The sequence below is a fragment of the Microbulbifer sp. JSM ZJ756 genome, from assembly GCF_044383805.1.
GTDB lineage: Bacteria > Pseudomonadota > Gammaproteobacteria > Pseudomonadales > Cellvibrionaceae > Microbulbifer > Microbulbifer zhoushanensis.
Window position 1 is genome coordinate 133,255 of sequence record NZ_JBISER010000011.1, and the last position, 13,491, is coordinate 146,745.

The following is a 13,491-nucleotide window of genomic DNA, read 5'->3' on the forward strand; positions in this document are numbered from 1 at the left end:
GGTAGCTCCTTGGCTCAGGGTGCGAAACGGGCGGCATGGTACCCCAACTTGGCCCGTGCGGGGTAATCCGGTACTTTCAGGGGGATTGGTGCACTGTCACGGCGGCGGCTTGCCGCTACAATGCGCGATCGGGCACAGACAAGAATATAGATGAAGGGGTTGTCCCATGGCGTCGGGAAAAGTGGCGGGAAAAATGGCGGACCGGATCCTGGACCTGCGGGGGTTGCTGGAGGACCTGGTGGAACAGGGGCTGGTGAGCCGCGAGGACGCCAACCGCCTGATCGGCACGCCGCGCAGCGCCGAGCAGGCCCAGATGCACCCGCTCAGCTATATCGCCAGCTGTGAACTGGAGAACCGCCAGGTCCCGGGCAAAGTGCTCTCGGCGACAGTGCTCACGGACTGGCTGGCGGAGAGTGCCGGCCACAGTGTCTACCATATCGACCCGCTCAAGATTAACGTGGCGTCGGTGACCGAGGTGATGAGCTTCCAGTTCGCCAAGCGCCACGAAATCCTCTGTGTGGAGGCAAACAAGGACAGCCTGCTGGTGGCCACGGCCCAGCCCTTCACCGCCGGCTGGGAGGACCAGCTGGAACACACCAGTGGTCGCAGCGTGCGCCGGGTGGTGGCAGACCCGGCGGACATCCAGCGCTACTGTGTGGAGTTCTATTCGCTGTCCCGCTCCATCTCCGGCGCCAGTGGCCTCAAGGGCAGCTCCGGCGCCGGCAACTTCGAGCAGCTGCTGGAACTGGGTAACCTCAAGGACCCCGAGGCCAACGACCAGCATATCGTCAATATCGTCGACTGGCTGCTGCAGCATGCCTTCGACCAGCGGGCCAGTGATATCCATATCGAGCCGCGCCGCGAGATGGCCCGTATCCGCTTCCGTATCGACGGGGTGCTGCACCCGATCCACGAGTTTCCCGACCAGGTGAATGCCGCCGTCACCAGCCGCCTGAAGATTCTCGGCCGGATGAATGTGGCGGAGAAACGCAAGCCCCAGGACGGCCGGATCAAGACCAAGCGCCCCGATGGCAGTGAGGTGGAGCTGCGCCTGTCCACCCTGCCCACGGCCTTCGGCGAGAAGCTGGTAATGCGGATCTTCGACCCCGAGGTGCTGGCCCGCTCCTACAGCGACCTGGGCCTGGGGGGCGAGGACCTGGCGCGCTGGCAGGCCATGCTGGGGCGCCCCAACGGCATCGTACTGGTTACCGGCCCCACCGGCTCGGGCAAGACCACCACCCTGTATACCGGCCTCAAGCAACTGGCCACCAGCGAGGTGAATGTCTCCACCATCGAGGACCCGATCGAGATGGTGGAGGAGACCTTCAACCAGACCCAGGTACACCACAGTATCGGCCTGGACTTTGCCGCCGGCATCCGCACGCTGATGCGCCAGGACCCGGATATCATCATGGTGGGTGAGATCCGTGACCTGGAGACTGCCCAGATGGCGGTACAGGCGGCCCTGACCGGGCACCTGGTGATTTCCACCCTGCATACCAACGACGCGCCCACCGCCGTTACGCGCCTGCTGGACCTGGGCCTGCCCCACTACCTGCTGAAGTCCACCGTGCTGGGGGTAATGGCGCAGCGCCTGGTGCGTACCCTGTGTCCCGCGTGCAAGCAGCCGGATACGGTGAGCGAGGAAGACTGGCTGGCGCTGACCCGCCCCTGGAAGGCGCCGCGCCCGGAAACCGTTTATCGTCCCGAAGGCTGCCTGGAGTGTCGCAATACCGGCTATCGCGGTCGCCAGGGCATCTACGAGATCCTGCCGTTCAGTGAAGCCATCCAGGCCCTGGTGACCCATGACTGCGACCTGCAGCAGGTACGCCATCGCGCCATGCGCGAGGGCATGAACAGCCTGCGACTCTCCGGGGCGCGCAAGGTGGCGGCGGGGATCACCACCGTTTCCGAGGTGCTGCGGGTGGCACCGCCGCCGGATATCGCCTTCTGATACATGCCCGCACAGGGATTTCTGCAAGACTTTCTACCTGAAGCATTCTAACGATGAGACTTCCCATGGCCGATGCCCGACTGTGCCCCGACGCCCTGCAGCCACTGTTTCGCGAGCGCTGGCAGCGCTGGGCCGACGCCGCCGGCGAGTCCGCCCTTGCCCGGGCCGAGGAGGCCATGGCGGACAGTGAGACCCTGCAGCAGGCAGTCTGCCGGGCCTTTGTGGGGTCCGACTTTTTCCTCGACCAGTGCTGCCGCGTACCCGAACTCCTGCCGGAGCTGCTGGGCCGGGACGACCTGGGCCTGGACGAATCCGGGCTGGATGACGCCGCCGACGACGCAGGGCTGGACCGGAACCTGCGCCGCCTGCGCAATCGCGTGATTGCCGAGGTGATCTGGCGTGACTTCGCCGGGCAGTGGGATATTCCCCGTGTCTGTGGCCGCCTGACCGACCTGGCAGAAACCTGCACCCGGGTGGGCCTGGCCTGGCACCACCGCCAGCTGGCGGCGCGCTATGGTGAACCGCGGGACGGCGACGGCAATGCGCAGTCGATGGTGGTGCTGGGGATGGGCAAGTTGGGGGCGCGGGAGCTCAACCTGTCCTCGGATATCGACCTGATTTTCGCCTACCCGGAGCCGGGGGAAACCGACGGTGAGCGCCCGGTGGAAAACCAGAAATTCTTCCAGCGCCTGGGCCAGAACCTGATCCGCTCCCTCGACGCGATCAGCGCCGATGGCTTTGTATTCCGGGTGGATATGCGCCTGCGCCCATACGGGGACAGTGGGCCGCTGGTGAGCCACTTCGCCGCACTGGAGGATTACTACCAGACCCAGGGGCGCGAGTGGGAGCGCTTCGCCATGGTGAAGGCTCGACCGATCGCCGGCGACGAGGAGATCGGCGCGGCACTGATGGAAATGCTGCGGCCGTTCACCTACCGGCGCTATATCGATTTCAGCGCCATCGACGCCCTGCGCGAGATGAAGGCGCTAATCCAGCGGCAGGTGCGCGCCCGCGGCCTGGCGGACAATATCAAGCTGGGGCGTGGCGGCATCCGCGAGGTTGAATTTATCGTGCAGTCGTTCCAGCTGATCCGTGGCGGTCGCGAGCCGGCATTGCGGGAGCGCAACCTGCTGCGCCTGCTGCCACTCCTGGAGAGCGAGGGGCACCTGGAGCAGGGGGTGGCGGAAGAGCTGGCGGATGCCTACCTGCGGCTGCGCCGGGTGGAGCACGGGCTGCAGGCGGAGCGCGACCAGCAGACGCAGACGCTACCGCGCGACGACGAGGCCCGTGCGCGGCTGGCATTCGCCCTGGGTTACGGCGACTGGGAGGGGCTGGAGCAGGCCCTGCTCGAAGCGCGCACAACCATCCAGCGCGAGTTCGACCAGGTGATCGCACCGCCCGAGGAAATTGCCGAGGCGGATGCCGCAGAGGAATGGCAGAGCCTCTGGGGAACCTGTACCGCCGACGACAGCGAGGAAGTGAACCTCGCCAGCCTGCGCGAGGCAGGCTTTACCCCGGAGCAAGAGGCCCTGGAGTTGCTGGCGGACCTGGGAGGTGCCCGTATCGTTGCGGCCCTGCCCACGGCGGCGCGGCAGCGCCTCGACCAGTTTATGCCGCTGTTGCTGGCGGCGGCAGCAGAGGAAGCCGAGCCGCTGCTGGCGCTGCGGCGGGTGCTGCCGCTGGTGCGTGCGGTGCTGCGCCGCAGCGCCTACCTGGTGCTGGTCAATGAAAACCCGCCGGTACTGGCCCAGCTGCTGCGCCTGTGTGCCGCCAGTCCCTGGATTGCCGAGCAGCTCGCCAGGCACCCGATCCTGCTGGACGAGCTGCTGGATTCCCGCCGGCTGCTGGCGCCTGCCTCGAAAGAGGATATTGCCGACGAGCTGCGCCGGGAAATGCTGCGCGTGGATCGCGATGATCTCGAGGCACAGATGGAGGCCCTGCGCCACTTCAAGCAGAGCCAGAGCCTGCGAATCGCCGCCCAGGAAGTGAGCGGCGCCCTGCCACTGATGAAGGTCAGCGATTCCCTGACCTGGCTGGCGGAGGCGATCCTGCAGCAGGCGCTGCAACAGGCGTGGCACCAGGTGACGGAAAAGCACGGTGTGCCCGCTGGTGCCTCGGTGGAGGACATGCGCTTTGCGATCATCGCCTATGGCAAGCTGGGTGGGCTGGAGCTTGGGCATGGGTCCGACCTGGATATCGTGTTCGTGCACGATGCCGACGGCCAGGGTATGACCGATGGTGAGCGCAGTATCGACAGCCTGAGCTTCTATACCCGCCTGGCCCAGCGCCTGATCCATATCCTGCAGACCCGCACCCTCAGTGGCCCGCTGTACGAGGTGGATACCCGCCTGCGGCCCTCCGGTAACTCCGGCCTGCTGGTGACCTCGCTGGCGGCGTTCGAGAAGTACCAGCGCGAGAGTGCCTGGACCTGGGAGCACCAGGCCCTGGTGCGGGCGCGCCCGGTGGCGGGCAGTGAACGGCTCTGCCATGACTTCGGGGAGCTGCGCAACGCGTTGCTTTGTGAGCGGCGCGATGAGCAGGAACTGCGTAAGGAAGTGGTGGCCATGCGCGATAAAATGCGCACCCATCTCGATAAGAGCAACGATCAGGAATTCGATCTCAAGCAGGGCCCGGGCGGTATTGTCGATATCGAGTTTTTGGTTCAATATTCCACATTGGCCTGGGCGCACAAGGCGCCCTCGATCGTGCGGTTCACCGATAATATCCGCATTCTCGAAAGCCTCATTGAGGCAGGCCTGATGTCGGCCCACCAAGCCGGACAAATGATCGACGCCTACAAAGCCTACCGATCTGAGGGTCATCGCCTGGCATTACAACAGCTGCCGGGAGTTGTTAACGGTGACCAGTTCGAAGCGGAAAGAAAGACCGTTCAAACAAGCTGGCAGCAAATTCTCGGCTGATTGTCCTCGCCGGGGCCCGTTGCTGCTGCGCAATGATTAAACTGTTTTTCAGCAATCCGGATTTTTGGATTTGTAGGAGTTACCCATGTCTTTTGCCGATCGCGACGGCCTTATCTGGTTCGATGGTGAGCTGGTTCCCTGGCGGGATGCCCGGGTCCATGTCCTCACCCACACACTGCACTACGGAATGGGGGTTTTCGAAGGCGTGCGCGCCTACCAGACCCCAGGTGCCCAGGCGGGGGGCGGCACCAGTATCTTCCGCCTGCACGACCACACCCGTCGCCTGTTCCGTTCTGCCAAGATCATGAACATGCCGATGCCCTTTGATGCGGAACAGCTCAATGAGGCGCAGCGCACTGTTGTGCGTGAGAACAACCTGCGCGAGGCCTACCTGCGCCCGATGGTGTTTTACGGCTCCGAGGGTATGGGGTTGCGCGCCGACGCGCTGCAGACCCACGTAATTGTCGCGGCCTGGGAATGGCCGAGTTACATGACACCGGAAGCGCGGGAGCTGGGGATCAAGGTCAATACCTCCTCGTACACGCGCCACCATGTGAATATCAGCATGTGCAAGGCCAAGGCCAACGGCAATTACATCAATTCCATGCTGGCCCTGCAGGAGGCGGTGCGCAACGGCTGTGAGGAGGCGCTGCTGCTGGACCCGGAGGGCTATGTGGCCGAGGGCAGCGGCGAGAATATCTTTATCGTCAGTGACGGTGTGCTCTACACCCCCGAGCTGACCTCCTGCCTGGATGGCATCACCCGCAGCTCGGTGATCGAGCTGGCCCACGAGTGCGGTTACCGGGTGGTGGAAAAGCGCATCACGCGGGATGAGGTGTATATCGCCGACGAGGCGTTCTTTACCGGCACCGCTGCTGAAGTGCTGCCCATCCGCATGCTGGATGGCCGCACCATCGGTGCGGGCCGGCGGGGGCCGATTACGCGGCAGCTGCAGGAACTTTACTTTGATGTGGTGCAGGGACGCAGCCCGGCCCACGCCGGCTGGCTTACCGATGTGGCTGATACGCCGGCGCCGCTTGAGGCAAGAATCGCCTGAAGCCAGCGGCGCGAATTGCCAAGAAGAGTGTGCTGCTGATTTCAGCGCAAAAAAAGCCCGGGATTGCCCGGGCTTTTTTTTGTCTGCGGGGTTGGCTTCGCTAAGACGTGGTGTCGGGCCTGCCGACACAGTAATAGTGGAAACCGGCAGCGCGCATATCTTGCGGTTCGTACTGGTTGCGGCCGTCGAAAATCACTGGCTCGTGCAGGGTGTCCCTTACCGTGGCGATATCCAGCGCCTTGAACTGCTGCCATTCGGTGGCGACGACCAGGGCATCGGCACCCTCGAGTACCGCATCGCGGGAATCACACAGCTCCAGGTCTTCCCGCTCGCCGTAGATGCGGCGGCATTCGTCCATGGCCTCCGGGTCGAAGGCGCGCACCCGCGCCCCGCGCTCCCACAGGCCCTCCATCAGGACGCGGCTGGGAGCCTCGCGCATATCGTCGGTATTGGGCTTGAACGAAAGGCCCCACAGGGCGAAGGTCCTGCCTTTCACATTGCCGCCGAAATGGGCGTCAATTTTGTCCAGCAGGTAATACTTCTGGCTGTTATTGCGGGATTCCACTGCCGACAGTATTTCGGTGGAGAGCCCCAGCTGCCCGGCGGAGTTGATCAGCGCCTTGACGTCCTTGGGAAAGCAGGAGCCGCCGTAGCCGATGCCGGCATAGATAAACTGGTAGCCGACACGGGGGTCCGAACCGATGCCGCGGCGCACTGCCTCGATATCCGCCCCGACCCGGTCGGCGATATTCGCCATCTCATTCATGAAGCTGATCTTGGTGGCCAGCATGCAGTTGGCCGCATACTTGGTCAGCTCGGCGCTCTTCACATCCATCACCAGGATCTTCTCGTGGTTGCGGTTAAAGGGCGCGTAGAGCTGGCGCAGCTTGTGTTCGGACTCTCTCTCGGAGGTGCCGATGATGATGCGGTCGGGGCGCATGCAGTCGGCGACCGCGGATCCTTCCTTGAGGAATTCCGGGTTGGAGATGACATCAAATTCCAGCTCGGCCAGTCCGCGCTCGGCGAGTACTTCGCTCACTGCGGCGCGGACCTTGTCCGCGGTGCCAACCGGCACGGTGGACTTGTTGATGATGTACTTCTTGCTGTCCATGTGGGTGGCGATAGTGCGGGCTACCGTGAGCACATGGCGCAGGTCGGCGGAACCGTCCTCATCGGGAGGGGTACCCACGGCGATAAAGATCAGCTCACCATGGGCAACACCCTCCGCGGCTTCAGTGGAAAAGGACAGGTTGCCATTGGCAATGCTCTCTTCCACCAGCGGTGCCAGTCCCGGCTCGTAAATCGGGATTTCACCCCGGCGCAGCCGCTCCACCTTGTCTGCATCGATATCAATGCAGGCCACGTTATTGCCGGACTCCGCCAGCACGGCGGCCTGCACCAGCCCGACATAGCCGGTGCCGAATACGGTTACTTTCATCCTCGAGACGGTGTCCTGTTCAGGTCAGTGTCATGGCAGCCCGGTGATTGGCAAGGTGCCTCAGGCTACCGCTGCGTCGGTAATATCCGGCCTGCTCACTTCCCGGTTGGCCCGGGTCCGGGCGTCGCACAGCTGGTGGCGTACCAGTACGATCGCCAGCGGAATCCAGTAGAAGAACCAGATGTAGCTGGGCTTCACCAGTGGCTGCTGGGCATAGATCAGCATAGCCAGCACGCCGAATCCAAACCACACCAGGTAGAGGCCGGGTACCCAGCTTAGCAGCTGCTCGCGGCGCAGGCCGGTCCAGGCCACTGCGACCAGCTGCCAGAGGCAGGCTGCCACGCCCAGCAGGCCGGCAAAGCGAGCCACGTCCAACAGGTAATTGTGCGGGTGCGGCAGCACCTCGTGCACCTCGATGAATTGCTTGTGCACCAGCCCGCTGCCGACCCAGGGAGATTGTAGGAAACCTTCCAGGCTCTTGGACCAGAGCTCCAGGCGGATGGAATAGGCGTTGCCGCGGTGCAACAGTGGCAGGTCGCCGTAAAGCAACAGGTAGGCGGCTGGCAGCGCTGCGAAGGCACCGAGCAGGACCAGTACCCGCAATACCACTGAGCGACTGACCACCGCTGCCAGGCAGATGGCAAAGACGGCCATAATGATGGGGATCTTGGTCTGCGACACGACGATATAGACACACCCTAGACCCAGGCCGGTCCAGGACAGCCAGCGCCAGCGGCGGGAATCCAGTGACAGGCCGTAGCAGCAGAACAGGACATGAAAGCCATACAGCATGGCTGTCTTGTCGATATTGTTCTGCATCGAGATACCGCCGATGCGATACAGCTTGCTGAAACCGCCATCGAGGCCGTAAACCACCAGCGACGCGGCGCAGGACACTGTGCCCAGCACGATCAGCCAGCGCAGCCACTGGTGCAGGAGTTCGTCCATCTGGTCACCACGCCGCTCCATTACCAGGTAGAGGGCGCAGTAAAAGAGCACAAAATAGACCAGCACCTTGAAATAAAAAGAGACCTCCCGCTCGACGGTGGCACTGGCGGGGTCGGCCCAGAGCGTCGACAGGGCCAGGACCAGCGGCACGCTGATAAAGCAGGCAAACTGCCAGGAGCGCAGGAAACGCCAGTCACGGCGCCAGGCCAGCAGCAGGATGGTTGTGGGTAACAGGGTCAGGTAGAAGATGGTCTGGATGCGCCCCACCTCGGGCAGCAGGTGAAAGCCCACCAGCATCAACAGCAGGCTGGCACCGGCGACATGGAGCAGCCCGGATACCCAGCGGGATTCGGGCTGGCGATAGAGTCCGTGGAGGGAAGGAATGGTATTACTTGATCCAGACATAGTTGTGGCTGTGTGGCAAATTCATGGCGGACTCGACAATGTACTGGGCGTACAGGGTGTTATTGATCTCGCGGTGAAAAAATTCCCGACAACGACTGGCCCATTGGCGGCGCTTGTCGTCGTCGGAGTGGAATTCGATAATTCGGTTGAGGAGGGATTCCTCACTGTCGAAATAGACCAGTGTTTCCGGGGGCATGAATTCGTCAAAGGCGCCGGCGGCATGGGTGAATACCAGTACGCCGTTGCCCGCCAGTTGTGCCATCCGTGCCGAGGAATACCACTGGTAACCCTCCTGGCGGTTCAGGTTCAGCCCCATCTTGCTGTTGGCCAGGATTCGGTCGTAGTCGCGCCCCCAAAGGGTCGGCTCGCCGAACATGCCGGGCGTGCGAAACCTGAGGTCGGGCGGCAGGTGCTCTTTCAGGTACTGCGCAATCTTGCCGCGCTCCGTGTGCGCCTGTGACTTGCTGCAGAACAGCAGGTCCACTTCCAGGTCGCTCCGCTGGCTGCAGTCGGCCGTCTCGACCGAGGGGTCTACGGGATTGGGCATATGCCACAGGCTGGCCCGCCTGCCCTCATAGCGCTTCAGGTCATCGACGCCGGTGGAAACGAACATGGCGTCGGCGATTTCACAGCGTTTGGCGATATTGTCCGAATTGCGGGGCACGAACAGCGGATCGTTATTGCAGGCGGCGATCACTGTCTGCGGCCGCATACGGCGGATTTCGGCAAAGGTCTCATTGTCGATCAGGTCGCAGTGGCCGAGGATCACCAGGTCCGGCTCGAATCCCTCCACCGACTGCAACAGGCGCTGGTTGACCTTCTTGCGACTCACCAGCTCACGGATGCGCAGCGGCGCTTCGAATGCGGCGACGTCCCGGTCGCTGAAGGCGAGTACGTTATGGCCGGCCCTGACCAGGCCGGTATACAGTTTGAGGGCCCAGCTGACGGACGTATGGCCGTACTTGCGTTGCTGGTGATTGTCGACGTGAATAATACGCATAGGGGTGGATAGCCGTCGGCGTTGTGGCGAGCCGTTTTACGGTAATGGCGGCGCTCGAACCTCGAGCGGGCCAGTCCGGGACCGGGACAATTGGCGAAATTCAGGGCAGCGATTATAACGGGCTGCCCGAGAGCAAGTCCACGCTGTGCCCGGCCTGTGCCTGGCTTCAATACGACGGGGGTATCGGTTAGCATGAGCGCCCGCGCCCGGAGCGGCGCAGTACCTATATTCATTAAGTCGGGGTTTCCCAATTGCGGCTGACAGTCTGGCGTTTTCTCGATGGTAACCGCGCGCACGAGAAGCAGAGTGCTGCCCTGGTCAGCGGCCTGCGCGACTGTGCCGGCGACGCGGTTGATTGCCACGAAATTGGCGCCGTCGGGGTGTTTTCGCTGTTGCGTCACGGGCTGCCCGCCCACCTGGCGGAATTGCCGCAGCCGGACCTGATCATCGGCGCAGGCCATCGCAGCCACCTGCCGATGCTGATGGCGCGTCGCCGGTTCGGCGGCCAGGTGGTGGTTATCATGCGCCCGTCACTGCCCCTGCGCTGGTTCGATTTTGCCATCATTCCCGAGCATGACCGGCCGCCACCACTGGCCAATGTGATTCTCAGCCAGGGGGCACTCACCGAGCCATTGCCCGGTGGCCAGGTCCGCCCGGGGCGGGGGCTTATCCTGCTGGGTGGTCCCAGCAAGCACTTTGCCTGGGATGCAGGTGGTGTTCAGGCGACGGTGGAGCAGTTGCTGCAGGCCCCGCTGCAATGGGTAATTTCCGATAGCCGCCGCACGCCGGGCGGCACACTTGAGGGGCTCGCCGGTAGTGGGGCAGAACTCTGCCACTGGCGCGACTGCCCCCCGGGCTGGCTGGTGGAGCAACTGGCGCAGGCTGAGCGCATCTGGGTGACCGGCGACAGTGTGTCGATGCTGTTCGAGGCCTTGCAGAGTCAGGCGCAGGTGGGGGTAATCCCGCTGCCCAGCCGCCGGCGGGCCAACAAGGTCCGCGCCGCAGTGCAGCGGCTGCTCGACCAGGGCCTGGTAACCGACTGCACGGCCGATGCCGGCCAGCCAATTGAGAATGCACGCCCCCCCCTGGGCCAGCAGGTAACCTGTGCGTGCGCGTTGCTGAGGCGCCGCAGCCACCCGATTGATTGAGGCCGCCGCTGCCACCTGAAGACCGGACCAGCGATTCGAGCCGGCGGCACCGTCCCGGAGATAACATGATCCTGATTACAACCCAGTGCTTTCCGCCCCGTCGTGGGGGCATAGAGGTTCTTATGGAGGGCCTGGCGGACAATCTCGGTCGCGCGGGGCGGGAGGTGCTGGTGCTCGCCGACCGTGTCGAGGACGGCGAGGTGCCGCGCAGCGACACTTACCAGCTGCGGGTCTATGGCGGCTGGAAGCTGTGGCGGCGACGTCGCAAGGCGCAGGCGGTCCGTTCCCTGGTCAGGAAAGGCGGCATCGAAGGGGTGTTTGCCGATTCCTGGAAGAGTGCCGAGCTCCTGTCTGACCTGGGAGTGCCACTTGCGGTGTTGGCTCACGGCATGGAATTCCCTGCCAACCCCGATGCTGCCAAGCGCGCGCGTATTCGCAAGGCCCTCTCTGGGGCAGGTGTAGTGATCGCCAACTCCGCCTATACCGCCGACCTGGTCCGGCCCTATCTCAGTGCAAAGACGCGCCTGGTGGTGATCAATCCGCCAATTGGCCCGCAGCCCGTGGCCCTGCCCGACCAGCTCGAGACGGTGGACGCAGTCATTGGCGGGCGGGGGCCGGTCCTGCTGACACTTGCACGGCTGGAGCCACGCAAGGGCGTGGACGCGGTGATCCGCGCGCTGCCGGAACTGCTCCGCCGTCACCCGGACCTGCTCTACATTGTGGCCGGCAGGGGTGAGGATCGCGCGCGGCTCGAGGAGCTCGCGGTATCCGAGGGCGTTGCCGACAATGTCCACTTTGCCGGAGGCGTCAGTGATGAGGAAAAGGCGGCGCTGTTTTCCCGTGCCGACCTGTTTGTGATGCCGGCACGGCGGGAAGGTGATTCGGTAGAGGGCTTTGGCATTGTCTACCGTGAGGCCAACTGGTACGGCGTGCCGGTGCTGGCGGGGCGCGATGGGGGCGCTGCAGATGCGGTAGTTGATGGCGAGACGGGCCTGTTGTGCGATGCTGCTGACCAGGCTGACGTCACCGCCCATATCCTGTCCCTGCTGGAGGACGACGCTAAGCTTCGCCGGATGGGCGAAAATGCCGCAGGGTTGGCACGGGGTATTGCTCAGTGGCAGGCCTCGGTCCGGCGTTTTCTCGAGGCGCTGTAGCCGGGGCGATTAGTCGGCTCAGCTGCGGGAGTACTTGTCGGCGAAGCGGACAATGTCATCCTCGCCCAGGTAGGAGCCGGACTGCACCTCGATCAGCTCCAGGGGGATAGTGCCCGGGTTCTCCAGCCGGTGTTTCACTCCCAGCGGGATGTAGGTGGACTGGTTTTCGGTCACCAGTAACTCTTCCTCCCCGCAGGTCACCCTGGCAGTGCCGGATACGACGACCCAGTGCTCGGCGCGGTGATGGTGCATCTGCAGGCTTAGCTGTGCCCCCGGGTTAACCACGATCCGCTTTACCTGGAATCGCTGGCCCGAATCCACCGAATCGTAGAACCCCCAGGGCCGGTAGACCTTGCGGTGTATCCGGGCTTCCGGGCGGTTGCCTGCCTTGAGCCTCTCCACTACTTTCTTGACTTCCTGCACGCGATCCTTGGCGGCCACCATGATTGCATCGTCACTCTCGACCAGCACCACGTTGTCGAGACCGATCGCCGCGACCAGCTTACTGTCACTCTGGATAAAGCAGTTGCGGCTGTCCTCGATCATCACGTCACCCTTGATCGTGTTGCCGTTGCCGTCCTTGTCCGAGACCTCCCATAACGCCGACCAGGAGCCCACGTCGCTCCAGCCGCAGTCCATGGGAACTACCACGGCGTCGCGGGTTTTCTCCATTACCGCATAGTCGATCGATTCATCCGGGCATTCGAGGAATGCGGCGCGATCCGGCCGTACAAAATCCACATCCACATGGGCAGAGGCCATGGCCCGCTCACAGGCACTGAGAATATCCGGTCGATGTGCCTGCAGCTCCTCGATATAGCGGCGGGCGCGGAAAAGAAACATGCCACTGTTCCAGAAATAGTCCCCGCTGCGCACATAACCCTCTGCCGTTACCCGGTCCGGTTTCTCGACAAATTGCTCGACCGTGAATGCCCTCCCGCTGGCGGGGCCGCGGCGAATATAGCCGTAACCGGTCTCCGGCCCGGTGGGAACAATCCCGAATGTCACCAGTTGCCCGCGCTGGGCACAGGGGCGCGCGCGATCAATCGCTCCCTGGAAGGCGGGGATATCCCGGATGACATGGTCCGCTGCCAGCACCAGCAGCAGGGGGTCCTCGTTGCCCGCGGCCAGGCATTGCAGTGCCGCCAGCGCCACCGCCGGCGCCGTATTGCGGCCGACCGGTTCCAGCAGGATGCCACCGTGGGGCTGGCCCGCGGCGCGCAACTGTTCGGCCACCATAAAGCGGTGCTCTTCCCCGCATACCAGCAGCGGCGGTTCATGCTCCAGCCCGGCCAGCCTGGCACAGGTTTCCTGCAACATGGTCTGTTCGCCAAATAGTGGAAGAAACTGTTTCGGGTATAACTGGCGGGAGAGTGGCCACAGTCGTGAGCCCGAGCCTCCGGCCATGATTACTGGCACGATCATTTTCCGACCTGGTCCCTGCAAACGCACTGGACAGGAGGCGC

9 protein-coding genes are annotated in these 13,491 nt (G+C 63.6%); 5 read left to right on the plus strand and 4 right to left on the minus strand.

Annotated features, from left to right (window positions below; genetic code table 11):
- Positions 1-166 precede the first annotated feature (166 nt).
- The 3 genes from ACH6CX_RS16730 (at position 167) to ACH6CX_RS16740 (ending at position 5,932) form a co-directional block, all read left to right on the plus strand.
- Positions 167-1,954, plus strand: a complete 1,788-nt coding sequence (locus ACH6CX_RS16730) for a GspE/PulE family protein (RefSeq protein WP_237062941.1) — start codon at positions 167-169, stop codon at positions 1,952-1,954.
- Positions 1,955-2,019: 65 nt separating this feature from the next.
- Entirely contained in the window at positions 2,020-4,875 is a 2,856-nt protein-coding gene (gene glnE, locus ACH6CX_RS16735; RefSeq protein ID WP_396675975.1) for a bifunctional [glutamate--ammonia ligase]-adenylyl-L-tyrosine phosphorylase/[glutamate--ammonia-ligase] adenylyltransferase, read from the plus strand.
- An 85-nt stretch (positions 4,876-4,960) separates the two neighbouring features.
- On the plus strand, positions 4,961-5,932 hold the full coding sequence (locus ACH6CX_RS16740) for a branched-chain amino acid transaminase (RefSeq protein WP_233006535.1): 972 nt from the start codon (positions 4,961-4,963) through the stop codon (positions 5,930-5,932).
- Between the two features lie 100 nt (positions 5,933-6,032).
- On the opposite strand, the gene ACH6CX_RS16745 is transcribed toward ACH6CX_RS16740, so the two are convergent.
- Genes ACH6CX_RS16745 through ACH6CX_RS16755 form a run of 3 tightly spaced genes read right to left on the minus strand, consistent with a single transcriptional unit; the run spans position 6,033 to position 9,723 of the window.
- Positions 6,033-7,370, minus strand: coding sequence for a UDP-glucose/GDP-mannose dehydrogenase family protein (locus ACH6CX_RS16745; RefSeq protein WP_237062937.1), 1,338 nt, complete (start codon positions 7,368-7,370; stop codon positions 6,033-6,035).
- A gap of 60 nt (positions 7,371-7,430) precedes the next feature.
- The gene (locus tag ACH6CX_RS16750) at positions 7,431-8,723 is read right to left on the minus strand and encodes an O-antigen ligase family protein (protein WP_334079218.1); all 1,293 of its coding nucleotides are present in this window, start codon (positions 8,721-8,723) and stop codon (positions 7,431-7,433) included.
- Positions 8,707-9,723: a glycosyltransferase gene (locus ACH6CX_RS16755; protein ID WP_237062933.1), complete on the minus strand. Its 1,017-nt coding sequence runs from the start codon at positions 9,721-9,723 to the stop codon at positions 8,707-8,709. Before ACH6CX_RS16755 ends, ACH6CX_RS16750 begins: the two co-directional genes overlap by 17 nt.
- Before the next feature lie 251 nt (positions 9,724-9,974).
- On the opposite strand from ACH6CX_RS16755, the gene ACH6CX_RS16760 reads away from it, so the two are divergent.
- A complete protein-coding gene (locus tag ACH6CX_RS16760) occupies positions 9,975-10,871 on the plus strand; it encodes a mitochondrial fission ELM1 family protein (RefSeq protein WP_396675978.1) in 897 nt (298 codons plus the stop codon).
- A 65-nt stretch (positions 10,872-10,936) separates the two neighbouring features.
- Positions 10,937-12,025: a glycosyltransferase family 4 protein gene (locus tag ACH6CX_RS16765; RefSeq protein WP_396675980.1), complete on the plus strand. Its 1,089-nt coding sequence runs from the start codon at positions 10,937-10,939 to the stop codon at positions 12,023-12,025.
- Between the two features lie 18 nt (positions 12,026-12,043).
- On the opposite strand, the gene ACH6CX_RS16770 is transcribed toward ACH6CX_RS16765, so the two are convergent.
- Positions 12,044-13,450 carry a mannose-1-phosphate guanylyltransferase/mannose-6-phosphate isomerase gene (locus ACH6CX_RS16770; RefSeq protein ID WP_233006529.1) on the minus strand — a complete coding sequence of 469 codons (1,407 nt, stop codon included), beginning with the start codon at positions 13,448-13,450 and terminating at the stop codon, positions 12,044-12,046.
- Positions 13,451-13,491: the final 41 nt, after the last annotated feature.

What these genes read in the sequence shown, in the direction of transcription:
- ACH6CX_RS16755 (WP_237062933.1), bottom strand. Translation starts at nt 9,723, where the DNA reads ATGCGTATTATTCACGTCGACAATCACCAGCAACGCAAGTACGGCCAT.
- ACH6CX_RS16740 (WP_233006535.1), top strand. Translation starts at nt 4,961, where the DNA reads ATGTCTTTTGCCGATCGCGACGGCCTTATCTGGTTCGATGGTGAGCTG.
- ACH6CX_RS16730 (WP_237062941.1), top strand. Translation starts at nt 167, where the DNA reads ATGGCGTCGGGAAAAGTGGCGGGAAAAATGGCGGACCGGATCCTGGAC.
- ACH6CX_RS16765 (WP_396675980.1), top strand. Translation starts at nt 10,937, where the DNA reads ATGATCCTGATTACAACCCAGTGCTTTCCGCCCCGTCGTGGGGGCATA.
- ACH6CX_RS16745 (WP_237062937.1), bottom strand. Translation starts at nt 7,370, where the DNA reads ATGAAAGTAACCGTATTCGGCACCGGCTATGTCGGGCTGGTGCAGGCC.
- ACH6CX_RS16750 (WP_334079218.1), bottom strand. Translation starts at nt 8,723, where the DNA reads ATGTCTGGATCAAGTAATACCATTCCTTCCCTCCACGGACTCTATCGC.
- ACH6CX_RS16770 (WP_233006529.1), bottom strand. Translation starts at nt 13,450, where the DNA reads ATGATCGTGCCAGTAATCATGGCCGGAGGCTCGGGCTCACGACTGTGG.
- glnE (WP_396675975.1), top strand. Translation starts at nt 2,020, where the DNA reads ATGGCCGATGCCCGACTGTGCCCCGACGCCCTGCAGCCACTGTTTCGC.